The following is a 25,303-nucleotide window of genomic DNA, read 5'->3' as shown; positions in this document are numbered from 1 at the left end:
CGTCGAAGTAGCCATGACGGCACACTGGCCCGGTGACCACCGAGGTCGTGACCATGGGCGAGGCGATGCGGCTGCTGGTCGCCGAACCCGGCGTCTCGCTGCGCCGCGCCCGGACGTTCCGCGCCTGCGTGGCGGGCGCGGAGTCCAACGTCGCCGTCGGGCTCGCCCGGCTGGGGCACCGCGTGCGCTTCCTGTCCCGCGTCGGCGGCGACCCGACCGGCGCGGCCGTCCTCGCCACACTGAAAGCCGAGGACGTCGACGTGTCCGCGGTGGACACCGACTCCGGCGGCTACACCGGAATCCTGTTGCGCGACAGCCATCCCAGCCGCGCCATCGAGGTGCAGTACCACCGCGCGGGCTCGGCCGCGGCGGGCCTCACCGCCAGGTACGTGCGCGAGCAGGGCCTCGACGGAGCACGCCTCGTGCACGTCTCGGGCATCACGCCGATGCTGTCGGACGACGCCAGGGCCGCCACGGCGGAACTGCTCGCGATGGCCAGGGCCGAAGGCGCCACGATCTCGTTCGACCCGAACGTCCGGCGCAGGCTCGCCGCCCCCGAATGCTGGCGCGAGACGCTCGCCCCGTTGATCGTCCAGGCGGACCTGGTGTTCGCGGGCGCCGACGAGCTCAGGATCATGGGCATGTCGGCGCACGACCTCAAGGCGCAGGCCGTCGTCGTGAAGCACCGCGACCACAGCTGCCAGATCGTCACCCCGGCGGGAACCTGGCACCTGCCGTCCGCGGCGACGACCGTCGTCGACCCGGTCGGCGCGGGTGACGCGCTCGTCTCCGGGTACCTGTCCGCGTGGCTGCGCGGCGCCGGCCCGGAAAGCGCGCTGCGCCGCGGCCTCGCGTCGGCCGCGAGTGTCGTCGCCTGCGTCACCGACATCGAGGGTCTGCCCGACCAGGAGGACCGATGACCTACCGCTGGGAGATCACCAGGGACGTGCTCGCACCCGGCGTCATCGCGATCGTCCGGACGCAGGACGCACAAAGCGCGATCGACGCGGCGGTCCCGTTGCTGGACGCGGGTTTCACGTCACTGGAACTGCCGCTGACCAACCCCGGCGCTCTGGAGGCCATCGCGCACCTCGCGAAAACGAACGCCACGATCGGCGCGGGCACGGTGCTGGACGAGGCGTCCGCGGTCCTCGCGATCCGCGCGGGCGCGCGGTTCCTCGTCGCGCCGAACGTCGAACCGGCCGTCATCCGCACCGCGCACCGCCACGGGGTCGCGGTCATCCCCGGCGCCGCGACCGTCACCGAGATCGTGCACGCCCTCGAACTGGGCGCCGATGCCGTCAAGGTCTTCCCGGCGCCCACCCCTCGCTGGGTCTCCGACGTGCTGGCCGCGCTCCCCCACGCGCCGCTGGTGCCGACCGGCGGAATCACCCCGGACACGGTGCCCGGCTACCTGGCGGCGGGCGCCGCCTCATGCGGCATCGGCCGCGCCCTCACCCCCGCCCACCGGCCCCCGCGAGGCTAGCGAACGCGACGTTTGGGTACGTAGATGCCCCCAAATGTCACGTTCGCTAGCCCTGGGAGGCACCGCGGTAGTCGCCGAAGCTCCAGCGGTTGCCCTCGGGGTCCTTGACCGTGAAGCCACGAGAGCCGTAGTCCTCGTCCTTCAGCCCGCGGACCTCCGTGGCCCCCGCGGCCATGCACCGGGCGTACACCGCGTCCGGCTCCGACGTGACCACGTAGACCGACGCCGCGCCCGGTGACGTGGCCTCGACCTCGCCTGCCGAACGGACGGCGGACCCGAGCATCACGCCACCGCCCTCGGGCCACAACAGCTCGGCGTGCACGACCTCGCCGGCCGTCTCGCCCGGCACGACGAGGTGCTCCACGAACCCGAAAGCCTCTACCAGGAAGCGAATCCCGCCGAGAGCGTCGTGATAGGACAGTCCCGGCCACACGGTTGGTGCTGGTGTCATGCCGACGAGGGTGCGCCCTCCAGTGCGGCCGCGTCTTGTACGAATGGAAGCTCCTCCGCCATCCACGTCGTCGGCGACGTCCCGGCGAACGCACCCCACTCGCGCGTGAAGTGCGCCTGGTCGGTGTACCCGCACGCGGCCGCGACCTCCGCGAGCGAGGGCCGGCGCGCGCCGCGCAACATCATCCCGGCGCGCTCGAACCGCATCACCCGGCCCAGCACCTTCGGCGTCAACCCGAACTCCCGGCGGAACACCGACGTCAGGTGCTGCCTGCTCCAGCCGACATCGAGCGCGATCGCGGAGACGGACGCCCCGAGCGCGAGCCGCTCCCACGCCCATCGCACCTCGGGCGCGGGCAGCCGCACCGGCGTCACCAGTCGCGAGAACACCTCGTCGAGCACACCGAACCGCGCGGCCCACGTCGGCGCCGACCGCAGCCGGCCGAGCACCTCGGCGCCCGGCGCGCCGACGACGTCCCAGTCCAGCGAGGTGAACGCGAGCTCGCCCGCGGCCACCCCGAACAGCACACGGGCACCGAGCGGCGTCAGGTCGATCTGCACGCCGTGCTGGAACCCGGAGTGCGTGATGATCACGGGATAGGAGTGCAGTCCGCTGATCAACGTGCTGAACGAGCCGTCCGGGAGGTCGACCGTGCCGTCGAGCGTCACGACGAGGGTCAGCGAGCGGCTGGGCAGGCCGCGGTGCACGCCGGGCTCGGTCCGCATCCGATACCCGGAGTAACGGGTGACGAACGGCAGGAGCGACGGCCTGGGCGACCCCGCGACGTAGTGCACGTCCACGGCGACCAGAGTAGGTCCAAAGACCCTACCGCACGAATCGATTCGCGAGAACACCTTGTCGTATATGCAATCCAATAGGGTCATTAGACCCCACACGATCGTGTTTCCGGCAACACATTGAGCAATAGCACCAATAGCACAATTTATGTATGTCCAGATGTTGAACGTTGGGTCACATCGGGTACGTCACCACGGTGTGATATAAGCACCATTTGGAGCACACTAGTCCGTTGGTGTCATGATTCCAGATGGTTACGAATAGCGTCTTGATCTGCGAACTGAGACGTGCTCAGGTTGTTGTACCGCGTACGACGTGCACTCTGCGTAGAGCAAGATCGTCTGTACCACCCACCCGCATGTCCCCTCTTTGGCCGCTTCCCTTCGTGCTTTCGCCATGGATAACGTCGGCCGGGCTTAGTGGGGAATTGCTCCAATGGCGACCTTTTGAGATGGGTGGGTGTGGGTTGTGACTGTGACGGATTCTGACCTCAATGAGGGCCGTCAGCAGCTGAGTTTGGGCACTGCCGCCGCACGTAATCTGGCGACGACCACCAAGTCCGTCCCGCAGATGCAGGGAATCACTTCCCGGTGGCTGCTCAAGGTCCTTCCGTGGGTACAGGCCTCGGGTGGTGTTTACCGGGTCAACCGCAGGCTCAGCTACCAGGTCGGCGACGGCCGGGTGACCTTCACCAACATCGGCTCGGACATTCGCGTAATCCCGCAGGAGCTGTGCGAGCTGCCGCTGCTGCGCGGGTTCGACGACGACGCGGTGCTCGCCGCCCTCGCCGGCCGCTTCACGCAGCGTGAGTACGGCGCCGGCGAGGTCATCGTCGAGGCCGGTCAGGCCGAGGACCAGGTCGTCCTGATCGCGCACGGCAAGGTGAGCCAGGTCGGCCGCGGTGAGTACGGCGACGAGACCGTGCTCGGCACGCTCGCCGACGGCGAGTACTTCGGCGACCAGGTCCTCGCGGGCCCGCAGGGCGAGTGGAAGTTCACCGCCAAGGCCGTCACCCCGGTCACCGTGCTGACCCTGTCGTGGACGGACTTCGAGGCGCTCAACGGCGAGGCGGGCGGGCTGCGCGCGCACATCCAGCGCGAGCACGCGGGCCGCAACCGGCCGCAGAACGAGTTCGGTGAGGCCGAGATCGGCCTGTCCGCCGGCCACGACGGCGAGCCCGTGCTGCCCGGCACGTTCGTCGACTACGAGCTCTCGCCGCGCGAGTACGAGCTGAGCGTCGCGCAGACGGTCCTGCAGGTGCACACCCGCGTCGCGGACCTCTACAACAACCCGATGGACCAGGTCGAGCAGCAGTTGCGGCTCACGATCGAAGCCCTGCGCGAGCGCCAGGAGCACGAGATCGTGAACAACAAGAACTTCGGCCTGCTGCACAACGCGGACCTGAAGCAGCGCATCCACACCCGCTCGGGCCCGCCCACCCCGGACGACTTCGACGAGCTGCTGTCGATCGTCTGGAAGGACCCCGGCTACTTCCTGGCCCACCCGCGCACCATCGCGGCGTTCGGCCGGGAGCTCAACAAGCGCGGTCTCTACCCGCAGAGCGTCGACCTCAACGGCCACCAGATCCCGGCGTGGCGCGGCATCCCGATCCTGCCGTGCAACAAGATCCCGGTCAGCGACACGCGCACCAGCTCGGTGATGCTGATCCGCGCCGGTGAGCAGAACCAGGGCGTCATCGGTCTGCACCAGGTCGGCATCCCGGACGAGTACCAGCCGGGCCTGTCCGTCCGCTTCATGGGCATCAACGACCAGGCGATCATCAACTACCTGGTCAGCGCGTACTACTCGGCCGCCATCCTGGTCCCCGACGCCGTCGGCATCCTGGAGCACGTCGAGCTCGGTCGCGAGGGCTGATGTCCCAGCCGTTCGAACTGCCGGAGTTCTACGTGCCGCACCCGGCGCGGATGAACCCGCACCTCGAGCGTGCCCGCGCCCACTCGACCCAGTGGGCGCGGGACATGGGCATGCTCGACACCGGGGTGTGGACGGAAGAGATCCTCGCCGGGGACGACTACGGGTTCATGTGCGCCTACACGCACCCGGACGCGTCCGCGGAGCTGCTCGACCTGATCACCGACTGGTACGTCTGGGTCTTCTACTTCGACGACGAGTTCTTCGAAGAGTTCAAGAAGTCCAAGGACGTCGCCGGTGCGAAGGCCTACCTCGACCGGTTGCCGGCGTTCATGCCCATCAACGGCACGGATCCGGCACCGGAGCCCGCGAACCCCACCGAACGCGGGCTGGTCGACCTGTGGCAGCGGACGATCCCGCTGATGTCACGGGACTGGCGGAGGCGGTTCACCACGAGCACCCACAACCTCCTGCTGGAGTGCATGTGGGAGATCAACAACATGAAGTCCGGCCGGGTCGCCAACCCCATCGAGTACATCGAGATGCGCCGCAAGGTCGGCGGCGCACCGTGGTCGGCGAACCTGGTCGAGCTCTCCGAAGGCGCCGAGGTGCCCGCGGCCATCGCGGGCACCCGGCCCCTCCGGGTCCTCAGCGACACGTTCTCCGACGCGATCCACCTGCGCAACGACATCTTCAGCTACGAGCGCGAGGTGCATCGGGAGGGCGAGAACTCCAACGGCGTCCTGGTGTTCGAGAGGTTCTTCGGGCACGACACGCAGACCGCGGTGAACAAGGTCAACGACCTGCTGACCTCGCGGCTGCACCAGTTCGAGAACACCGCGCTCACCGAGCTGGCGCCGCTGTTCGCCGAGTACGGCATCAACCCGGTCGAGCAGGCCCTGGTGCTGAAGTACATCAAGGGTTTGCAGGACTGGCAGTCCGGCGGCCACGAGTGGCACATGCACGCCGGTCGTTACATGAAGGCCAACGACAAGCGCGACACCGTGCCGTCGTTCGGCGGAGTTCTGCGCAGGCCAACGGGTCTGGGCACCGCGGCCGCACTCGTGGGGGTGGGCAATGCGGGTTGAGATCCCCGAGTTCCACATGCTGTTCGAGGCGCGGACGAACCCGCACCTCGACCAGCTCCGCGACCGCACCCGGCAGTGGGTGCGGGACAAGGGTTTCCTCGACACCGGTGTGTGGACCCCCGAGTCGCTCGAGGCGGCCGACTACGGCCTGTTCTTCGCGCTGGCCAACCCTGATGCGGACGCCGAGCACCTCGACCTGTTGGTGGACTGGTCCAACTGGGGCTGGTTCATGGACGACTACTTCGTCGAGGCCTTCGGCCGCAGCCGGAACCTGGTGGGCGCCAAGGCCTTCGTCGAGCGAGTCAAGGCGCTCACGCCGATCGATGGCAGCACACCGCCGGAGCCGGCCGGTCCCGTCGAGCAGGCGCTGGCGGACCTGTGGTCACGCACGCTGCCGATCCTGCCCGTGGCAGCGCGCGAGCGGTTCCCGCAGCTGATGGACGACATGATGAGCAGTCAGCTGTGGGAGCTGCACAACGACGCGCAGAGCCGGGTGCCCGATCCGGTCGACTTCGTGGAGATGCGCCGCAAGACCGTGGGCGCCGACTTCCTGGCGGTCATGGCCGCGCTGGGCGCCGGCGTCGAGGTGCCCGACACCCGCGAAGCGCGCACGCTGCTGCAGATCTTCGGCGACATCATCGGTCTGCACAACGACATCGTGTCGTTCGAGAAGGACGTCACCGGCGAAGGCTCGATCAACAACGCGGTGCTCGCCGTGCGGGACTTCTTCGGCGGTGAGCTGTCCGACGCGGTCCGCGTGGTCAACGACCTGATCACCGCGCGGCTCCGCGAGTTCCAGACCGTTGCCGCCGAGGCACCGGCGGCATTCGTGAAGGTTCTGGAGTCCTTCATGGCCGGCTACTTCGACTGGGCGGGCAGATCCGGGCGTTACCGCGTCGACACGACACCCACGAGCAAGCGGATCACGTTCCGCACGCCGAGCGGATTCGGCACCGCAGCAGTACTCGTTCGATAAATCCCATATGGCACAACAAGATTGGCAGGATGCGTCGTGACTACGACCGATCCCGGGTTGACCGCTGAGCAGCAGCGGCTGAGCCTGAGCACGGCGGCCGCGAAGAACCTCTCCACGACGACCAAGTCGGTCCCGCAGATGCAGGGGATCTCTCCCCGGTGGCTGCTGAAGGTCCTGCCCTTCGTGGAGGCCAAGGGTGGCGCGTACCGCGTCAACCGGCGGCTGTCCTACGCCGTCGGCGACGGCATCATCACCTTCACGAGCGTCGGCTCGGAGATCCGGGTCGTGCCGCAGGAGCTGTGCGAGCTGCCGCTGCTGCGCGGGTTCGAGGACGAGGCCGCGCTCACCGCGCTGGCCAACCGCTTCGAGCAGCGCGACTACCAGCCCGGTGACGTGATCTCCGAGATCGGCACGCCCACCGACCAGATCGTGCTCATCGCGCACGGCAAGGTCAGCCAGATCGGCCGCGGCCAGTACGGCGACGACGTCAACCTCGGCGTGCTCGCCGACGGCCAGTACTTCGGCGAGCAGGTGCTCGCGGGCCAGGACGGCGAGTGGGCGTTCACCACCCGCGCGCTCACCCACACGACCGTGCTGACCATGTCGCGCGCCACGTTCAACCAGCTCAACGGCGACATCCAGCCGTTGCGCGAACACATCGCGCAGCAGGTGGCGAGCCCGTCGCAGGCGCAGAACAAGCACGGCGAGGCCGAGATCAAGCTCGCGTCCGGGCACGACGGCGAGCCGCAGCTGCCCGGCACGTTCGTGGACTACGAGCTGCGGCCGCGCGAGTACGAGCTGAGCGTCGCGCAGACCATCGTGCGCGTGCACACCCGCGTCGCGGACCTCTACAGCCAGCCGATGGACCAGGTCGAGCAGCAGATCCGCCTGACCATCGAGGCGCTGCGCGAGCGCCAGGAGTTCGAGCTCGTCAACAACCGCGACTTCGGCCTGCTCGCCAACGCGGACCTCAAGCAGCGCATCCACACCAAGTCCGGCCCACCCACCCCGGACGACATGGACGAGCTGATCAGCCGCCGGCGCAAGACCAAGTACATCCTCGCGCACCCCAAGGCGATCGCCGCGATCGGCCGCGAGCAGAACAAGCGCGGCCTCGTCCCGCAGCTGACCGAGGTGAACGGCACCCAGGTCACGTCGTGGCGCGGCATCCCGATCCTGCCGTGCGACAAGCTGCAGATCAGCGAGAGCGGCACCACGTCGATCATCGCGATGCGCGTCGGCGAGGAGAACCAGGGCGTCATCGGCCTGCACCAGACCGGCATCCCGGACGAGTACGAGCCCGGCCTGAACGTCCGGTTCATGGGCATCGACGAGCACGCCGTGATCAAGTACCTGGTCAGCACGTACTACTCGGCCGCCATCCTCGTCCCCGACGCCCTGGGTGTGCTCGAGCACGTCGAGATCGGTCGATGACCATGACAGAAGTCCTGGCCCCTGGGCGCCCCGCGACCGAGGTGCTCCGGTGGAGCCGCGGCCTGGTCGACCCGGCGTTGCGCGCCGCGGTCGACCGGCTGCCGGTGTCGATGCGCCGCATCTCGTCCTACCACTTCGGGTGGCGGGACGAGCACGGCAGGCCGGCGAACGCCGACGGTGGCAAGGCCATCCGCCCCGCGCTGGTGCTGCTGGCCGCCGAGGCGGTCGGCGGTTCCGCGGTCGACGCGGTGCCCGCTGCCGTCGCGGTGGAGCTGATCCACAACTTCTCGTTGCTGCACGACGACGTGATGGACCGTGACACCACGCGCAGGCACCGGCCGACCGCGTGGACCGTCTTCGGCACGAACGGGGCGATCCTCGCGGGCGACGCGTTGCAGGCGCTCGCGGTCGACGTGCTCGCCGCCAGCGGGCACGTCCGGGCGCTCGAGGCGATCCGGGCGCTCGGCGACTCGGTGGTCGCGCTGCTCGAGGGCCAGGCCGACGACCTCGACTTCGAGACTCGCGGCGACGTGACGGTCTCCGAGTGCGTCGAGATGGCGCGCGGCAAGACCGGTGCGCTGCTCGGCGCGTCGTGCTCGCTGGGCGCGATGTACGGCGGCGGCACTCCCGCACAGGTGCACCACCTGCGCGGGTTCGGCGAGTCGCTGGGTCTGGCCTTCCAGTTCATCGACGACCTGCTCGGCATCTGGGGTGACCCGGCGGTGACCGGCAAGTCGGCGCACTCGGACCTGGAGAGCCGCAAGAAGTCGCTGCCCGTCGTGCACGCGCTCGGGTCCGGCACGCCGGCCGGGGCGCGGCTCGCGGAGCTCTACCACTGCGATGCGCCGCTCGAAGTACCCGAACTGGCACTGGCCGCCGAGCTCATCGAGGCGGCCGGCGGCCGCGAGTGGGCCCGGCAGCGGGCCGAGGAACTGCTCGCGGAAGCGTTGCATCACCTCGGGTCCGCGGCCCCGATCGGCCGCGCCGCGGTCGAGCTGGGCGTGCTGGCCAACCTCGTGACCAAGCGAGACCACTGAAGCCTTCGGCGCGGCGATTGTGCCCATCGGTCACTTTCGCCGCGACATAGCGTGCGTCATTCCCCAGCCGACCCCAGGGAGGTCGCGGTATGGACCGCACCGTCCTGCTCGCCTCGCCCCGGTCGTTCTGCGCCGGGGTGGAGCGGGCCATCGAGATCGTGGAACGTCTGCTCGAGCAGCGCGGCGGCCCGATCTACGTGCGCAAGCAGATCGTGCACAACGTGCACGTCGTGCGGTCGCTGGAGGCCAAGGGCGCCGTGTTCGTCGAGGAACTGGACGAGGTGCCGCCCAGCGCCACCGTGGTGTTCTCGGCGCACGGCGTCTCACCCGCCGTGCGCGCCGAGGCGTCCCGGCGCGAGCTGGACGTGATCGACGCGACGTGCCCGCTGGTGACCAAGGTGCACGCCGAGGCCCGCCGGTTCCACGCGCGCGGCGACACGATCATCCTGATCGGACACGACGGCCACGAGGAGACCGAGGGCACCATGGGCGAGGCGCCCATGGTGCTGGTCGAGTCCGTCGACGATGTCGAGAAGCTGGACCTGGACAGCGACCGGATCTCGTACCTGACGCAGACGACGCTGGCCGTGGACGAGACGACGGAGGTCGTGGACGCGCTGCGCGCCAAGTACCCGAACCTGCTGGGCCCCGGTTCCGACGACATCTGCTACGCCACCACGAACCGCCAGATCGCGGTCCGGGCCGTTGCGGAAGAGGCGGATCTGGTGCTGGTGGTCGGCTCGAAGAACTCGTCGAACTCGGTCCGCATGGTGGAGTTGGCGAACCGGACCGGCACGCCCGCGTACCTCATCGACGACGCGTCGGAGATCCAGCCGGAGTGGCTGGAGGGCGTACGGGTGATCGGCCTCAGCGCGGGCGCGTCGGCGCCTCCCGGCCTGGTCGACGAGGTGGTCGAGGCGCTGGGCCCCAAGGAGATCCGCGAGCACAAGCACGCCGAGGAGACCATCCAGTTCACACTCCCCTCGGCGGTGCGCCGTGCTGACTGACATCAACGGCCCGGAGGACCTCCGTTCGCTGTCCACATCGGAGCTGTGTGAGCTGGCAGCCGAGATCCGCGACTTCCTGGTCGCGAAGGTGCACCGCACGGGCGGCCACCTCGGGCCGAACCTCGGCGCGGTCGAGTTGACCATCGCCGTGCACCGGGTGTTCACCTCCCCCACCGACGTGGTCCTGTTCGACACCGGGCACCAGTCGTACGTGCACAAGATCCTCACGGGCCGTCGGTCGGACTTCGACTCACTGCGCCAGGCCGGCGGCCTCTCCGGGTACCCGTCCGTGGCCGAGTCGGTGCACGATGTCATCGAGAACTCGCACGCCTCGACCGCGCTGTCGTATGCGGACGGTCTGGCGAAGGCGTTCGAACTGAACGACCGGGGTGATCGTCGGGTCGTGGCTGTCGTCGGCGACGGCGCGCTGACCGGTGGTATGTGCTGGGAGGCGTTGAACAACATCGGCGCCGCGCCGGATCGGCCGGTCGTGATCCTGTTGAACGACAACGGACGGTCCTACGATCCGACCACCGGCGGGCTGGCCCGGCACCTGGCCGAGTTGCGTGCGGGTGGCCAGAACAACCTCTTCACCAGTCTCGGTCTGGAGTACGTCGGTCCGATCGACGGCCACGACGTCTCAGCGGTCGAGGACGCGCTGCGGCACGCCAAGGCTCTTGGGCGACCGGTCGTCGTGCATTGCCTGACCGTCAAGGGCAAGGGTTACGAGGCGGCGGAGCAGGACGAGTCGGATCGTATGCACGCGGTTGGCGCTCTCGGTACGTCCTCCGGGCGAACTTGGACGCACGCGTTCGCGGATGAGATTGTCGAGATCGGTGCATCTCGGCCGGACGTGGTCTGCCTGACTGCCGCCATGCTTGAACCTGTGGGGCTGCGCGGGTTTGCGGCGCGCTTTCCGGACCGCGTGTTCGATGTGGGTATCGCCGAGCAGCACGCTGTGACGTCCGCGGCGGGTTTGGCGATGGGTGGGCTGCACCCCGTTGTCGCTGTTTACGCTACGTTCCTCACCCGCGCGTTCGACCAGTTGCTGATGGATGTGGCGCTGCACCGGTTGCCGGTTACGTTCGTGCTGGATCGTGCTGGCGTTACCGGTCCGGATGGTGCTTCGCACCACGGGATGTGGGACGCCTCGCTGTTGCCGGTCGTGCCGGGGCTGCGGTTGGCTGCGCCTCGGGATCCGGTGCGGCTGGCGGAGTTGTTGCGGGAAGCGGTTGATGTGGCTGACGGCCCCTCCGTCGTTCGGTATCCCAAGGCTTCGGTGGGGGCCGATGTGCCTGCCTTGCGGCGGGTTGGGCACTTTGACGTGCTGTCTGAGGTTTCGGAAGCCGACGTGTTGTTGGTCGCGGTTGGGCCGTTGGCTGAGCCTTGTCTGGCGGCGGCTGAGGAGTTGGCCGGGCACGGTGTGCGCGCTTCCGTCGTGGATCCGCGGTGGATTGCGCCGCTGGATCCGCACCTGGTGAAGCATGCGTCGGCGTTCAAGCTTGTTCTGGCGGTTGAGGACACTACCTCTACTGGGGCGTTGGGGGCTCGGCTTGGGCAGGCGCTCGCTGGTGGGGACACGACCGTGGCTACATTTGCTTTGCCGCCGCGGTTTTTGCCGCACGATTCCCGGGCTCGCATTCTGCGGGCGCATGGGCTTGACGCTGCGGGGATCACTACGAGTGTGTTGAAGCGCCTGGAGTTGAGGGCTTCGGCATAGTTTCGTGCGGGCGTGGTTGCGCGGATCCTGGGCGGGGCGCTGCGGTGGTCCAGATTGCGATTGGGGCTTGACTTGAGACCTCATGGGCCCTGTGCCTAATTTTGGGCAGAGGCGCTGGCGGACGCAAACGGGCAGAAGGTGAAACGCCCGCCGCGCCGAGTGTAGCGCCTCGCACCCCAAGTCAAGCCCCAATCGCGAGCTACCCACCAGACGCGCCCCTCTTCCTGTCAGTGGTGTTTGAGGTGCTCCGGTCCCGTGGTGACGATGCTTCTACCGCAGCGACAACCGATCCAGATCAGGCCCTCCTGACTTGACGGGACCCTCGTTGTGGATCCGGATGGTGTTGGCGCCTGCCTTCAGGGCAACCGGGAGAGACACCGTGTATGGCGTGCCGTTGCCCTCTCCGGCCAGCTTCACCTCTACCGGCGTGCCGTCGTTGACGGTCACGAAGAACGAAGCCGTGCCGTTGACGGTGTAGTCGATATACAAGGTGTACTCCCGCGAACTATCGACCACAACATCGGGGAATACGACGGCGGCATCGGCGGCGCCGTAGATGTTGCGCACGGTCTCCCCACCGGAGCACTCCGCGCACTGCCGCAGCCCAACCCCATTGACCCCGAGCCGGTTCCGCGAGTCCTCGGCCTCCCGCATCCATACCCGATCGGCGGGCCGCGTCCGCACGGACACCTGACCGGTGACCTGTTTGGCCCGGCCAAGCAACTGGTACGAAGCCGTCACAGGCAACACCGCAGACCCGACGTCCACACCGGGCGGCGAGGTGAGCGTCCAAGTACCAGTGAGCTCCTGTCCCAGGCGCAGGGACGCGGTGGAGGCACTATCGCCGGTCACGGTCCATCCCGCAGGCACCGTGGGCACCAAAGCAACCTGCTCAACCGGATCGTCAGCATCGAGCCGCAACTTGGCGGTCACAGTCACGGACTGTTGCCCGCCCGAAACCCATTGCACGCCATAGGGTCGGACGGTCAGGGTCGTCTTCGGCGTGTACGACTCGGGCGGCAGCGGGGCCACCGCGATCCGATCGAGCGCGAGCCTGCCGGACACGGTCACCGTGTTGGCGCCGGCCCGCAACGGTACGGCTAGCACGGTGCCCGGCACTTCCTTCGGGGGTGAACCGTTGACACTCACCGAAACCGGACCAGTACTGTCGAGCTGCAGCCGATAGGTCCCGTCCGCAGGCGCCTGCACGTCGTCGAACGTCACCGCGCCATCGCCGGTCACCTGGAAGTCCCCGGAGCAGCTCCGGCACCAGGTGCGATACGTCTGCCCGGTGAGCATGGCACGTTCGGCCTCCAGCGGCAGCGGTGCGCCCGCCACCGGATGGCGGTAGCCCACCTTGATCTCGTCGATCTGCAGGCGTTCGGTGAACTGGGGCGCCTGCGCACCGGCCCAGGTGTTGAGCACCTCAAGCTTCAGATATCGGAAGCGTTGCTCCCCCAGTTCGATGAACTGCGTGCCCCGCGCACTCGGCAGGGCGCCACTGCGGATCTCTTGCCACACACCGCCATCGTCCGAGCCGTACACCCGATAGTCCTTGATGCGAGCCGAATCCTCGGGCCGCCCGAACGACACACGGGCATGCGTCGGCGACGACTCACGCTGGTTGATCGCGAGGTGAGTCGACGGCCGGCCGACGTCCAGGGTGATTGACGCGGGCAGCTTCCGGCCGGAGTCCCAGTACTTCTCGAACGAACCGTCAGTCAGGTTGCCGGCCGGAAAGCCTGAGGCGGACGAGGAAGCGGTAGCCGTGACACCCCGCAGGTACTGCTGTCCCAACGTGTCCACCTGGAACACGGTGTCGTAGGCGTCCCAGTCGCGGATGTCGAGAATCGTGAGGTACCCGCCCGACTGACTGAACCGCAGCCGCTTGCCGGTGCGCACGTCGGTCACCCCGGTAACCCGGTACCCGTTGTCACGCAAGCGGATCAGATCCGTAGAAGGCCGGGTGACGACGTGCACGTACTGCCGGTGCGCGCCGGGCTCGACGGTCACGACGCCGTGGGCGCCGTCGTTCCAGAGACCGGGCTGCATGCCGCCGTACATGTAGCCGCCGCCCTCGGTCCCCTGCAACGACCTGCGGATGGACGGCAGCCAGCCCGCCATCGTGTTGTTGAACGCCTCCTGTTGCGGCGGCAGTTTTCCGTTCACCATGGGGGTTTCCGCGATCAGCGACTTGATCGACGAGCCGGCGTTGGCGACGTAACGGCCGATGTTCAGCCGGGTGTCCACGGGGTCGTCGGTGCCGAAGTACCACCAGCCGCCCGTCGACGGCAGCTTGAAGCACGCCTCGGTCAGGCGCGGCATCGGTGTGTACGCGGCCTGCGGGTAGTCGTAAGCCGGCGTCATGCCGGTCTTCTGCTCGTTGCTGACCACGTCCATCTCGGGCGTGTCCTCGTTGTTGTTCGTCAGCATGAACGACGGGTGGCGCTGGTGGATCTGTTCGTAGAGGTGGTTGCGTTCCCAGTACTCGTTGTCGTTGTCGATCCAGAAGCCCGCCAGGTCCTGATAGCGGTCCATCACCTCGAAGAAGAGCTCGTAGCTGTACTCGCCGAAGCCTTCGCGCGTGGTGATGTCGACCGGCCTGCCCTTGTACGCCGAGTACGCGGCCGAGTCGAGGGTCTCCACGTCGTCCTGGATGTGCCACTGCGGGTCGTCGGTCATGTAGAGGACGACCTTGATGCCCTTCGCCTTTCCCGCCGCGATCAGCTCACCCAGCAGGTCGCGTTTCGTCGCGCAGCTACCGGGAATCTTCGACGGCCACGTGCGCACATAGCCGAGTCCACTGTGGAACGAGGCGAGCACTAGATAGGAGGCGCCGAGCTTGCGTGCCTCGTCCACCCAGTAGTCCGCACTCCACCCGCCGGCCGTCACGTCGCGCTCCCACGACGCGCAGTCGTAGTGCTTCGGATACGTGAACAGGCCCCAGTGCAGGAAGAGCCCGGCCGTCGACGCGCGTTGCCACTGCTGCCGGGGGTGCTGCACCTCGGCCCTGGCGGGTACTCCGACCAGGCTCACCAGGAGTGTCAGCACCAACGCTATGCGTAGTCGTTGTCGCATGCCGCACAGGCTGGCAGGAGATCACGCAACTATCGTCCCGCAACTTTCGCGGCGTTACGCTTCCGCCGCGTGACCAGCGCTCCGATCGCAAACGAGACAACGATCGCAAGCGCGCCGACGAGCGGTGCCTTCACCTCCGCCGGTGCCGGCACCGGGCGCAAGGCCGTCGCGATCGTGACCAGAATCGGTCCCTGCACGACGAAAGCGGCGAACGCGCCGCGGTTGATCGCGTCCGGGACGGGTTTGGTGAACCGGCGCTGGGCGAGTCCGACCAGCCACAGTGAACCGGCGACGACGAGCAGGCCTTCGAGGGATGCCAGCAGCAACGCCTGCCAGCGCCAGCCGCCGAGGAACGGCCCGGCGTTGTCCGCCAGGTCGAGCACGCCGAGCAACGCCGCGCCCACGGGCAGTACCAGGATCGTCGCGACGACGACCGCGCGGCTGCGACGGTACAGCTCGTCCGGGATGCGTTCGGCGAGCGAGCGCCCGCCCGCGACGCCGAGCGCGAACATGGCGAGGCACTGCGGCCACCACCACAGGTGCAGGTCGGCGACCTGGCCGCTGCGGGCCGGGAACACCAGCCGCACCAGGAAAGTCGTGACGGCGACCAAGACCGTGACGCCGACGACGTGCTTCGTCGTGAGCTCCGCCGTGCCGTGGTGGTCACGCGCGAACGCCGCGTAGCCGACGGAGAAGATCAGCAGCACCAGGACGAACCACAGCGATCCGCTGTCCAGGAACGGATCCCGGTGCGTGAACACCCACCAGGGACTCACTTCATGGCCCGCGGCGCGGTACGCGATCCACAGGAACAGCGGCCATGCGAGCACCGCGCTGACCGCCCACGGGATGCCCAGGCGGACCAGCCGTTCCCCGGAGTACCGCAGGGATCCCTTGCGCCGCACCGAGTCCGGGGTCAGCAGCCCGGACATGAAGTAGAAGACCCCCATGAAGAACAAACCGGACGGGCCGATGAGCGCCGCCAGCGCGGTCTCCACCCCTGGGCGGAAGGTGACCTCGTTGATCTCGTCGTACGGCCAGCCACCGACCGCGGAATACCCGAGCAGGGCGTGACCACCGATGACCCAGGCGACCAGGATCACCTTCAGGTTGTCCACTGCGGACAGACGCGTGCGACGCTCGGCGGTGGTCGACACACGTCCATGGTGCTACGGGCGTTCGCCGGTGTACACACCGACCGCGCGGAACCTGAGACCGGGCTCCGCGTACTCCTCCAGCGCGTGCGCGACCCACCCGATCACGCGCGCAACCGAGAAGATCACCTCACCCGCTTCGGGTGGCATGCCGAACCGCTTCGCCATCGCCGCCAGCGCCAGGTCCGTGTTCGGGAACGTGTGCCCGACCGCCCTGATGATGTCGTCCGCCGGCAGCGGCCCGTGCTTTCTCAGCTGGGCCAGCAGGAACTCCGCACGCGGGTCTTTGCGCTGGTAGATGCCGTGCCCGAACCCCGGCACCCCTTGGCCGGAACGCAGCCGTTCGCCCAGCGCGGCGATCGGGTCGGGTTCCGCCGACGTGAGGAACCGGTACGCCAGCGTCGGCATCATGCCGTGGTACGGCCCCTCCATCACGCCGAGCCCGGCCGACACCACGGCGTAGAGATGTGCCCGCGCGCTCGCCGCGACCCGCGCGGCCAGAGTCGACACCGCCAGGTCGTGGTCCGCCAGCAGGACGAGCGCGGAGTTCAGCAGCTGCTCCTGGACGGGTTCCGCGCTCATCCGCACCCACAACCGTGCCGCCAGCGACGTGCCTGCCGGTTCCTGCCGCAACGGCAGTGCCGCGACGATCGTCGCGATGAGGCGTTCGGCCGCGCGGACGTAGTTCTCCGGCGAGAGGTCGAACCGCAGCGGGTCGTGCGCGCCGGCCACCGCGACCGCGATCCGGATCCGGTCCGTCAACGTGCCGGCGTCCGGCAGGTCCGGCAGCTCGATCGGTTCGAAGGCGGCGTCCTTCAGCTCCCCGGTCCACAGGAAGTGCGCGACGGACTCGACGGGGTACGCGGTCAGGTCGGTCGCCCTGCGCCCCCGGTAGTAGAGCTCGTCGCCCTCGAGGAGTGTGAGCTTCGTCCGGATCCGCTCGGTGGTGCCGGTGATCCCGCCGCGCGCCTTGTCCGCGAGCGCTTCGACCTCGTCCACCGCGAAGAGGCTGACCCGGTTGACCTTCGTCCTGGTCAGCAGCCCGCGGCTGACGTAGGCGTAGATCGTCTCCGGCTTCACGCCGAGCCGCCGGGCCGCCTGCGCGGTCGTCAACATTGATTCCATCAATATTGACGATACATGGATAGTCGGATTCATGACCGCATCCATCGAAGTGCCACGGGGTTTGCAGGACGTCGTCGTGACCGAGACCGAGCTCGGGGACGTCCGCGGGACCGAGGGCTTCTACCACTACCGCCAGTACTCGGCGATCGAGCTCGCGTCCTCGCGCACCTTCGAGGACGTCTGGTTCCTGTTCGACCAGGGCAGGCTCCCCACCCTCGCGGAACGCGCGGCGTTCACCGCGGAAGTGGCTCCACTGCGCGAACTTCCCGTTTCGGTACGGGACGTGCTGCCCGCCATCGCGGCCGGCGGCACTCCCCTGTTCGGGCTGCGGACCGCGTTGTCGATGCTGCCCTCAACACCGATGTGGGACGCAGCGATCGAGCAACGCCGCCTCGACGCGCTGCGGGTGTGCGCCGTGACGCCGACGATCCTGGCCGCGCTGCACCGCCTGAAGTCCGGTCTGCCGATCATCGAACCCCGTGCCGACCTGTCCACCGCGGCCAACTGGGTCCACATGGTCACCGGTTCGCTGCCGTCACCGGCCGTCGAGCGAGCGGTCGAGGCGTACCTCATCTCGACGATCGACCACGGCTTCAACGCATCGACGTTCACCGCGCGCGTCGTCGCCTCCGCCGGCGCGGACGTGGTCTCCGCCGTCACCGCGGCGATCGGGACGTTCTCCGGACCGCTGCACGGCGGCGCCCCGGACCGCGCGCTCGAGTCGCTGGACCTGATCGGCACGCCGGACAACATCGACGCGTGGGTACGCGAACGGATCCTGGCGGGCGACCGGATCATGGGTTTCGGGCACGCCGTCTACCGCACCGAGGACCCGCGGGCGCGGATGTTGCGTGAGATAGCGGTCGGCATGGGTGGCCAGTTGGTGGACTTCGCGGTGGCGGTGGAGCGCCGCGTGGTCGAGCTTTTGGCCGAATTGAAGCCAGGGCGCCGGTCACTCAACGTGAACGTGGAGTTCTATGCGGGGGTCTTGCTTGAGCTATGTGGTATCCCCCGGACCATGTTCACACCCACCTTTGCTTGCAGCAGAGTAATCGGCTGGTGCGCCAATGCACTCGAACAGTCGCTTGACAGGAAAATCATCCGACCCAGCGCCAAATATAAAGGACCGGCCGCTCCGCGACCGGTCCCCGTGCCGCATTAGTTGTACGGCGTGCCTTCCAGTACCGTGACGCTGTCAGCGGTAGTGGCTGCGGCGATAGCAGGGACAACGGCCAGTCCGGCGACCAGGGCAGCGGCCACCATGAAGAGTCGGACGAGTCGCATGATTTCCTCCGTCGGCGAAGAAGGGCGGAGATTTTCACTATTGTGCCGGACCAGACGGAAATAGTGGGATACAAATTGGTTAACGCCCGCGAAAAACACCCATCGCGACGTAAGTTCAAATGGGTGAACGCTCTTGTTAACCCAGCGTTCGAGCTATAGCCTCAACCGGTGCTTGGAGGTCCCGCGCGACGGCTGGTCGGCCGTGTGCGCGAACAGACAGGCTTCGCCGACCGGGTGAGTGATCTCGCCCGAGGGCGTGGCGGAGCGGTGCTGGTCGAAGGTGACCCCGGAATCGGGAAGACCACCTTGGTGAAGACGATCAGCACGGACGCCCCGGTCTGCTGGGGCGCAGGTGACGAGCTCGGCCGTGTCCTCCCGCTGCAGCCGTTGGTAGACGCACTGCGCACGTCGCGTGCGGAACTCTTTGGCGCGCAAGGAGGCGCGGCCGGCTCCGACCTTGTCGCAGCCGCCGCCGAGCATGTGATCGAACTGGTCGAGAAGCGCTGCGCGGACGGCCCGCTGGTACTCGTGATCGACGACCTGCAATGGGCAGACGGGGCGACGGTCGCGGTGTGGCGCAGGCTTTCCGACATGGTCGCGCAGCTGCCGCTGTTGCTCGTCGGGGCGATGCGGCCGGTCCCACATCGCGACGACCTTGTCGCGTTACGCCGTACAGGCGTCGATCGCATCCGTTTGGGCGCACTGCCCGCTCGTGCAGTCGCCGAGCTGTTCGGCCTGATCCTCGGCGGCGTGCCGGACGATCGGCTGCGTAAGCTCGCTGCGGGCGCCGGCGGCAACCCGCTCTACCTCGTCGAGCTGTCCGAAGCGTTGGTGCGCGGCAACTGTGTCGAGGTAATCGACGGTAAGGCACGGCTGATCAGCGACCGCGTACCGGACTCGTTGAACGCGGCCATCGCCGACCGCATCGGTTTCGTCAGCGCCGACACCAGAAGCGTGCTCACTGCGGCGGCGTTGCTGGGCGTCGACTTCGAGGTGTCGGACCTCGCCGTGGTGCTGCGCAGCCGGGTGGCCGACCTCGTGCCCGCGCTGCAGGAGGCCACCCACGCCGGCGTGCTGGTCGACGGGGGCTCGGTGCTGTCGTTTCGGCACGGGCTGGTGCGCACGGCGTTGCACGAGGAGCTGCCGCAGGCCGCGCGTTCCGCATGGCATCTGGAAGCAGCGCGCGAACTCGCTGAGGCGGGTGCGGGCAACGAACGCGTTGTGCGACAACTGCTCGCCGGTACCGAAGTCGCGGACTGGGTCGTCCCGTGGTTGATCGAGCACGGCGAATCACTCGTGAGCCACGCTCCCCACGCCGCGATCGAACTGCTGGGCCGGGTGGTTGACGGACCGGACGCACAGCCACGCCGTGAAGAGCTGCTGAGCCTGCTGGCGGACGCGTATTTCCGCGTCGGCGAACACGAGCGCGCCGAGGAATGCGCCGTGTCCGGTCTCCACGTCGCGACCGAGGCACCGACGGACCTCTACTGGACGCTCGCGCAGTGTCGTAGCCTCACCGGCCGGTCCGCCGAGGCGCTCACCGACCTGCACAAGGCCGCGGCCGGTGCGACGGGACGCGACCTCGCCCGATTGCTCGTGCTCACAGCTCGCGCACATTGGGACCTCGGCGACTTCGACGAGGCGGAAACCGTTGCACGGCAAGCGTTCGGGGAAGCGACCGCGTGCGGTGACCGCGGTTCGATCAGTTGGGCACTGCACGTACGAGCGATCGTGGCGATGATGCGCAGCGAGCTGCACTCCGCATTGCCGCTGCTGGACGAGGCACTCGCGGTCGCGTCGTCCGACGACGGCACCGGTGACCTTCGCCTGCTGCTGCAGATCAACCGGGCGCTGGTGCTGGGCGATCTCGACCGACGCACCGAAGCGGTCGAGGCCGCGCGAGCCGTGCGGCAGGCGGCCGACGACGCAGGCAACCTGGTCCGGCTGGCGCAGGCTCAGAGCCTGCTCGGTCAACTGCTGCTACACGCGGGCGACTGGGACGACGCACTGGTCGACGTGGACCTGCTGGGCGACGACGTGAAGAACCCGATAGTCAGCGCCTGTGATCACGGCGTCGCCGCGCTGATCCATCTACACCGTGGTGATGCAACGGCAGCTCGCCGTCATCTCGACTCCGTGGGTACGAACGGCATTGTGATCATTTCGGTGGCGCTCGCGCGAAGCCTGTTCCTGGAACAGGAAGGCGATCTCGCCGGGGCCTTGGACGCATTGCGGCCCGGTCTCACGGACGACGCGGTCATCGAGGACTTGCTACCGGATGCGGTCCGTCTGGCAGTGCAGGTGGGAGACCGCGAACTCGCCGAGCACGCGGTCGGACAGGCCGAGGCCTTGCTGGCCAAGCTCGACGTGCCCCATCGCCAGGCCGCGGTGCTGCAGTGCCGGGCGCTGCTCGACGGTTCCCCCGAAGGCCTGCTCGAGGCCGCGGACCGCTACCAGGAAGCAGGTCTGCCGGAACGCATGGCGCGCGCCCTGTCGTCGGCCGCGGTGCTGTTCGCGGACCAGGGCGACCCGGCGTCAGCTCGCGCGGCACTGACACGCGCGGTCGAGACCTACACGGCGCTGGGCGCGGAGTCGGACACGTTGGCGCTGGCGGCCCGCATGCGCGAACACGGCATCCGCCGCGGCCCCCAGGTGAAGCACCGCCGGGCACACCACGGCTGGGACAGCCTCACGCCCGCCGAGCAACGGGTCACGGAACTGGTCGTGCAGGGCCTGTCGAACCAGCAGATCGGCGAGCAGCTGTTCCTGTCACGGCGCACGGTGTCCACTCACGTGTCGCACGTACTCGCGAAGCTCGGCGTCCGTTCGCGCACCGACATCACGCGGGAGGCCGTGCGCCGGGGAGTCATGCCGAGCTAGCACCCAGAAGCTCAACGCACGTCGAACGGCAGCCACCCACGCACTCGCCGACCCAACATCCCGTTCGACAATGCCAAGCCCCAGTCGACAATCCCGAACGCACACACCCGCCCACGCCCGCAATCCACCACACCCGTTCGACACACGGCACCCATACCGCTCAGTCACGGCACACGGTGTCCCACACACTCGCGAAGCTCGGCGTCCGTTCGCGCACCGACATCACGCGGCAGCCCGTGCGCCGGGGAGTCATGCCGGGCCAGCACCCGGAAGCTCAGCGGCACGACGTACCACCAGATGGAGAACCAGCCGAGCAGCCCGGTGGTGATCCACACCGCGAGCATCGTGCCGAGCACGACGTCGAGAATCAGCATGAGCGCGGCGGCGAGCGCCAGCATCAGCAGGAAGAGCCCACCGGTGGTGAACCGGCTGGAGACACGCACCAGTTCCCGCTTGAGCCGCTTGCGGAACACCAGGCGGTGGAACGACGCGGGCGCGATGAGCAGCCCGGTGCTGGTGGCGCCCAGGACGAGCGCGGCCACGTACACGTTGCGCTGGAAGTCGGTCAGCAGCAGGAACCGCGGCGTGAAGGCGAGCGTGAGCAGGAACGCCAGGAGGAGCTGCACGCCCGTCTGTGCGACCCGCACTTCCTGCAGGATCTCGGAGTAACTCCGGTCCAGCTGCTCCTGTTGGTTCATCATCGCCTCCGCCATGTGTGGTCTGAACTCGGACCACACTGGCGGCGATGATCGGGTCAGACATCCGTCAGGTGACGTAGGGCTGAAATCAATCCAACGCGTGGATGTCCATCCGCATCCGCTCGCGATCGCGATCGACGACGTCCGAGGACCCCGCCAGGCCGGCCGAGCGCTCACGGTGAGCGTCGAGCCAGATGGCCACAACACCGACAACCAGGAAGAACACCGCAGCAGTCATGGCACTAAGTTTGCGCCCGACGATATCCAGCCAACAGTGGCAGATCCGACGATGTACGCTAATATCCTGCCATGCTGCGTTCCGTGGCGGTCCCGCTGATCGAGGGCGTGGCCCCGTTCGAGTTCGGCCTGCTCTGCGAGGTGTTCGGTGTCGACCGGACGTCGGACGGCGTGCCGCCGATCGAGTTCCGCGTGTTCGGTGAACGCCCAGGCGAGCCGGTGCCGACGTCCATCCCCGGTGTCTCGCTCACCCCGCCGCTGGGCCTGGAGGCGCTGGAGGACGTCGACCTGATCGCCCTGCCCGCGGCGCGCATCCGCGACGAGTACCCCGCCGCGATTGTCCAGGCACTGCGCCACCTGCACGGCACCTCCACCATCGCGCTGTCGGTGTGCAGTGGCGCGTTCCTACTCGGCGCGGCCGGCCTGCTCGACGGCAGGCGCTGCACCACCCACTGGCGCGAGACCGAGCAGTTCCGCCGCCGGTTCCCGCTGGCCCACGTCGACCCGGACGTCCTGTTCGTCGACGACGGCGACATCATCACCAGCGCCGGCACCGCCGCGGGCATCGACGCCTGCCTGCACCTGGTGCGACGTGAGCTCGGCACGCGCGCAGCCACGGCCATCGCCCGGCGCATGGTCGTGGCGCCACAACGGGATGGCGGTCAGCGGCAGTTCGTCGAATTGCCGATTCCGGAGTGCACCGGGGATTCGCTGGAGCCCGTACTGGAAGGCGTGCTGAACACCCTGTCGGCCGACCACACGGTGGCTTCGCTGGCACGGAGAGCGAACATGTCCGAGCGAACCTTCGCGCGACGGTTCGTGGCGGAAACCGGGACCACGCCGAACAAGTGGCTCACGATGCAGCGGGTGCTGCACGCCCGGAAACTGTTGGAGGAAACGACACTCGGGATCGACGAGGTCGCGTCGGAATCAGGATTCGGCACCGCGGCACTGCTGCGGCACCACTTCCACAAGATTGTCGGAGTGCCGCCGAGCGACTACCGCAAGACGTTCGCGCACCGCTAGGAACACTCCGGATCCGGGACGGCCGTCAGCTTCCCGATCACCCGTTCCGAAATGCGCGCCAGCACCGCGACCTCCTCCTCGGAGAGGTGGTCGAACATCAGCGCGCGCACCTGTTCAACATGCCTGGGTGCCGCCGCTTCGATAGCCGCGCGCCCCGCGTCGGTGAGCACCACGAAAGCGCCGCGCCCGTCCGAACGGCAGTTCTCCCGCCGCACGAGCCCGCGCTTCTCCATCCGCCCGATGTGGTGCGAGATGCGGCTCTTCTCCCAGTGCAGGTTGCGCGCGAGCTCGAGCACCCGGACCCGGCCGTCCGGCACGTCGGTGAGCTGCACGAGCACGGCGAAGTCGGCCATGGACAGCTCGGAGCTGCTCTGCATGTCGCGCGCGAGGCGCGCGTTGAGCTCGCCCTGCATGCGCAGATACGCCCGCCAGGCGTGCTGCTGGGCGGCGTCCAGCCACCGGGTATCCGACGTCACGGTCCTAGTATACGGGAATAGTTGACACGTCACCCACGTTGGGTGCAATGTAGGTGATGCATCAACCAAACCCCTGGAAGGACCGCCATGACCACGGCCACCAACCTCTCCGAACTGACCGGCGACTACGTCATCGACGCCGCGCACTCCCGCATCGGGTTCGTCGCGCGCCACGCGATGGTCACCAAGGTTCGTGGTTCGTTCAACGAGTTCGACGGCAAGTTCAGCATCGACGGTGACAACCCGGCGAACAGCTCCGCCGAGGTCGTCATCCAGGCCGGCAGCATCGACACCCGCAACGAGCAGCGCGACGGCCACCTGCGCACCAACGACTTCCTCGCGCTCGAGACGTACCCGACGATCACCTTCAGGTCGACCTCGGTCGAGCAGCTCGACGAGAGCACGTTCCGCCTGACCGGCGACCTGACCATCAAGGACGTCACGAACAGCGTGTCGATCGACTTCTCGTACGAGGGCGTCGCCAAGGACCCGTTCGGCAACACCCGCATCGGGTTCGAGGGTTCGACCACGATCAACCGCAAGGACTACGGCGTGACCTGGAACGCCGCGCTCGAGACCGGCGGCGTGCTGGTCGGCGAGAAGGTCGTGCTGGAGTTCGAGATCTCCGCCATCAAGTCCTGACGACCGCGACCGAACAGGGGGCGTGGTGCACGAGGGCCTGGCCGGTGGAACCGAGCAGCATGCCGGTGAAACCGTCCCGCCCTCGGCACCCCACCACCATCAGCTGGGCCGAAGCACCCAGCCGCAGCAACATCGGCACGGGCCGCTCGTCGGTCACAACGGGTGACACGGCCACGTCCGGGAACTTCTCGCGCCACCGCGCCAGCCGCTGGGCCAGCACCGCGGAATCCCCGTCCGACCAGGCGGCCACCAGCGGAGCACCACGGGCCGAGGCCTCCTCGAAGCCGAGGGACAGCACCACGTCGGAGCCGGGCGCGAGATCCACCCCGACGACCACGGCACCGGAGTCCGCGTCCCCGCGTACGACGACCACCGGGCACGACGCGTAGGTCGCCAGTCCGAGCGCCGTCGAGCCGACCACCGCGCCCGTGAAACCACCCAGCCCGTGCGCTCCCACCACCACCCGCCTGGCCCGCACCGACTCGGCCAGCAACGTCGGCACCGGGTGCTCCATCCGCAGATCGTGCTCGACGACCAGGTCCGGCTCCACGTCGTGGGCCACGGCCACGGCCTGTGACAACCACAGCCGGCCCTGGTCGTACATCGCCGAGCGCAGCTCACGCGCGGTGCTGATCACCTCCGGATAGCCGCGCGTCGGCAGGCTGTAGGCGTGCACGAGGCGCAGCGGCAGCCGATACCTCGTGCACGCGCGCGCCGCCTGGGCGACCGCGGTCAACGCCGATCCCGAACCGTCGACCCCGGCCACCACCGGCGGTGCGGATGTGGTCATGATCTGAACGTAAGGCGACCGGCTGATTGCGCCGCGTGCCGTAG

22 protein-coding genes and 1 pseudogene are annotated in these 25,303 nt (G+C 68.3%); 13 read left to right on the top strand and 10 right to left on the bottom strand.

The genetic code is table 11. The annotated features are described in order from the left end of the window. Positions 1-32 precede the first annotated feature (32 nt). On the top strand, positions 33-920 hold the full coding sequence (locus tag QSK35_RS19225) for a sugar kinase (protein WP_285747992.1): 888 nt from the start codon (positions 33-35) through the stop codon (positions 918-920). Continuing rightward, a complete protein-coding gene (locus QSK35_RS19220; protein ID WP_285747990.1) occupies positions 917-1,486 on the top strand; it encodes a bifunctional 4-hydroxy-2-oxoglutarate aldolase/2-dehydro-3-deoxy-phosphogluconate aldolase in 570 nt (189 codons plus the stop codon). Before QSK35_RS19225 ends, QSK35_RS19220 begins: the two co-directional genes overlap by 4 nt. Positions 1,487-1,532: 46 nt before the next feature. Here the strand turns inward: QSK35_RS19220 and QSK35_RS19215 are convergent, their stop codons facing one another. Further along, complete coding sequence (locus QSK35_RS19215) at positions 1,533-1,937, bottom strand: VOC family protein (RefSeq protein WP_285747988.1); 405 nt, start codon at positions 1,935-1,937, stop codon at positions 1,533-1,535. Next, positions 1,934-2,737 (bottom strand): helix-turn-helix domain-containing protein, encoded by an 804-nt coding sequence (locus tag QSK35_RS19210; RefSeq protein WP_285747986.1) that lies wholly within the window; start codon positions 2,735-2,737, stop codon positions 1,934-1,936. Before QSK35_RS19210 ends, QSK35_RS19215 begins: the two co-directional genes overlap by 4 nt. 466 nt (positions 2,738-3,203) lie before the next feature. Between QSK35_RS19210 and QSK35_RS19205 the strand changes: the two genes are divergently transcribed. The 7 genes and pseudogenes from QSK35_RS19205 to QSK35_RS19180 all read left to right on the top strand — a co-directional run bounded on the left by QSK35_RS19205 (position 3,204) and on the right by QSK35_RS19180 (position 11,869). Then, the gene (locus QSK35_RS19205) at positions 3,204-4,610 is read left to right on the top strand and encodes a family 2B encapsulin nanocompartment shell protein (RefSeq protein WP_285747984.1); all 1,407 of its coding nucleotides are present in this window, start codon (positions 3,204-3,206) and stop codon (positions 4,608-4,610) included. Further along, a pseudogene (locus QSK35_RS42750) lies at positions 4,610-5,665 on the top strand (terpene synthase family protein); the annotation flags it as partial. The gene QSK35_RS19205 and the pseudogene QSK35_RS42750, both read left to right, overlap by 1 nt. A 19-nt stretch (positions 5,666-5,684) precedes the next feature. Then, complete coding sequence (locus QSK35_RS42745; RefSeq protein WP_352244123.1) at positions 5,685-6,671, top strand: terpene synthase family protein; 987 nt, start codon at positions 5,685-5,687, stop codon at positions 6,669-6,671. A 36-nt stretch (positions 6,672-6,707) separates the two neighbouring features. After that, positions 6,708-8,105, top strand: coding sequence for a family 2B encapsulin nanocompartment shell protein (locus QSK35_RS19195; protein WP_285747982.1), 1,398 nt, complete (start codon positions 6,708-6,710; stop codon positions 8,103-8,105). Beyond that, entirely contained in the window at positions 8,102-9,142 is a 1,041-nt protein-coding gene (locus QSK35_RS19190; RefSeq protein WP_285747980.1) for a family 2 encapsulin nanocompartment cargo protein polyprenyl transferase, read from the top strand. Before QSK35_RS19195 ends, QSK35_RS19190 begins: the two co-directional genes overlap by 4 nt. Positions 9,143-9,231: 89 nt before the next feature. Next, positions 9,232-10,149 (top strand): 4-hydroxy-3-methylbut-2-enyl diphosphate reductase, encoded by a 918-nt coding sequence (gene ispH / locus QSK35_RS19185; protein WP_285747978.1) that lies wholly within the window; start codon positions 9,232-9,234, stop codon positions 10,147-10,149. After that, the gene (locus tag QSK35_RS19180; RefSeq protein ID WP_285747976.1) at positions 10,139-11,869 is read left to right on the top strand and encodes a 1-deoxy-D-xylulose-5-phosphate synthase; all 1,731 of its coding nucleotides are present in this window, start codon (positions 10,139-10,141) and stop codon (positions 11,867-11,869) included. Before ispH ends, QSK35_RS19180 begins: the two co-directional genes overlap by 11 nt. Positions 11,870-12,139: 270 nt before the next feature. Here QSK35_RS19180 and QSK35_RS19175 read toward each other — a convergent pair whose 3' ends face one another. From QSK35_RS19175 to QSK35_RS19165, 3 genes are read right to left on the bottom strand one after another with little or no spacing between them, the layout of a single operon-like run. After that, the gene (locus QSK35_RS19175; protein ID WP_285747974.1) at positions 12,140-14,947 is read right to left on the bottom strand and encodes an alpha-L-fucosidase; all 2,808 of its coding nucleotides are present in this window, start codon (positions 14,945-14,947) and stop codon (positions 12,140-12,142) included. A 29-nt stretch (positions 14,948-14,976) separates the two neighbouring features. Then, positions 14,977-16,104, bottom strand: a complete 1,128-nt coding sequence (locus QSK35_RS19170; protein WP_285747972.1) for an acyltransferase family protein — start codon at positions 16,102-16,104, stop codon at positions 14,977-14,979. Positions 16,105-16,116: 12 nt separating this feature from the next. Further along, positions 16,117-17,226 carry a citrate synthase gene (locus tag QSK35_RS19165; RefSeq protein WP_285747970.1) on the bottom strand — a complete coding sequence of 370 codons (1,110 nt, stop codon included), beginning with the start codon at positions 17,224-17,226 and terminating at the stop codon, positions 16,117-16,119. 31 nt (positions 17,227-17,257) lie between these two features. On the opposite strand from QSK35_RS19165, the gene QSK35_RS19160 reads away from it, so the two are divergent. Further along, the gene (locus tag QSK35_RS19160) at positions 17,258-18,388 is read left to right on the top strand and encodes a citrate/2-methylcitrate synthase (RefSeq protein ID WP_285747968.1); all 1,131 of its coding nucleotides are present in this window, start codon (positions 17,258-17,260) and stop codon (positions 18,386-18,388) included. Here the strand turns inward: QSK35_RS19160 and QSK35_RS19155 are convergent. After that, a complete protein-coding gene (locus QSK35_RS19155; RefSeq protein ID WP_285747966.1) occupies positions 18,385-18,510 on the bottom strand; it encodes a hypothetical protein in 126 nt (41 codons plus the stop codon). The two genes, QSK35_RS19160 and QSK35_RS19155, sit on opposite strands and share 4 nt — an antisense overlap. A 168-nt stretch (positions 18,511-18,678) precedes the next feature. On the opposite strand from QSK35_RS19155, the gene QSK35_RS19150 reads away from it, so the two are divergent. Beyond that, positions 18,679-21,390: an ATP-binding protein gene (locus tag QSK35_RS19150; protein ID WP_285747964.1), complete on the top strand. Its 2,712-nt coding sequence runs from the start codon at positions 18,679-18,681 to the stop codon at positions 21,388-21,390. A gap of 164 nt (positions 21,391-21,554) precedes the next feature. On the opposite strand, the gene QSK35_RS19145 is transcribed toward QSK35_RS19150, so the two are convergent. Next, on the bottom strand, positions 21,555-22,088 hold the full coding sequence (locus tag QSK35_RS19145) for a DUF6328 family protein (RefSeq protein ID WP_285747962.1): 534 nt from the start codon (positions 22,086-22,088) through the stop codon (positions 21,555-21,557). A gap of 88 nt (positions 22,089-22,176) precedes the next feature. Continuing rightward, positions 22,177-22,326 carry a hypothetical protein gene (locus QSK35_RS19140; protein ID WP_285747960.1) on the bottom strand — a complete coding sequence of 50 codons (150 nt, stop codon included), beginning with the start codon at positions 22,324-22,326 and terminating at the stop codon, positions 22,177-22,179. A gap of 71 nt (positions 22,327-22,397) precedes the next feature. Here QSK35_RS19140 and QSK35_RS19135 point away from each other — a divergent pair, with 71 nt between their 5' ends. After that, complete coding sequence (locus QSK35_RS19135; protein WP_285747958.1) at positions 22,398-23,351, top strand: GlxA family transcriptional regulator; 954 nt, start codon at positions 22,398-22,400, stop codon at positions 23,349-23,351. Here the strand turns inward: QSK35_RS19135 and QSK35_RS19130 are convergent. Beyond that, complete coding sequence (locus QSK35_RS19130) at positions 23,348-23,827, bottom strand: MarR family winged helix-turn-helix transcriptional regulator (RefSeq protein ID WP_285747956.1); 480 nt, start codon at positions 23,825-23,827, stop codon at positions 23,348-23,350. The genes QSK35_RS19135 and QSK35_RS19130 overlap by 4 nt on opposite strands. An 87-nt stretch (positions 23,828-23,914) precedes the next feature. Between QSK35_RS19130 and QSK35_RS19125 the strand changes: the two genes are divergently transcribed. Beyond that, positions 23,915-24,469, top strand: a complete 555-nt coding sequence (locus tag QSK35_RS19125; protein ID WP_285747953.1) for a YceI family protein — start codon at positions 23,915-23,917, stop codon at positions 24,467-24,469. On the opposite strand, the gene QSK35_RS19120 is transcribed toward QSK35_RS19125, so the two are convergent. Continuing rightward, on the bottom strand, positions 24,459-25,259 hold the full coding sequence (locus QSK35_RS19120; RefSeq protein ID WP_285747951.1) for a universal stress protein: 801 nt from the start codon (positions 25,257-25,259) through the stop codon (positions 24,459-24,461). The two genes, QSK35_RS19125 and QSK35_RS19120, sit on opposite strands and share 11 nt — an antisense overlap. Between the last annotated feature and the right edge of the window lie 44 nt (positions 25,260-25,303).

This window comes from Lentzea sp. NBRC 105346, assembly GCF_030269605.1.
Lineage (GTDB): Bacteria > Actinomycetota > Actinomycetes > Mycobacteriales > Pseudonocardiaceae > Lentzea.
This window is presented reverse-complemented; position numbering and strand designations above follow the sequence as displayed.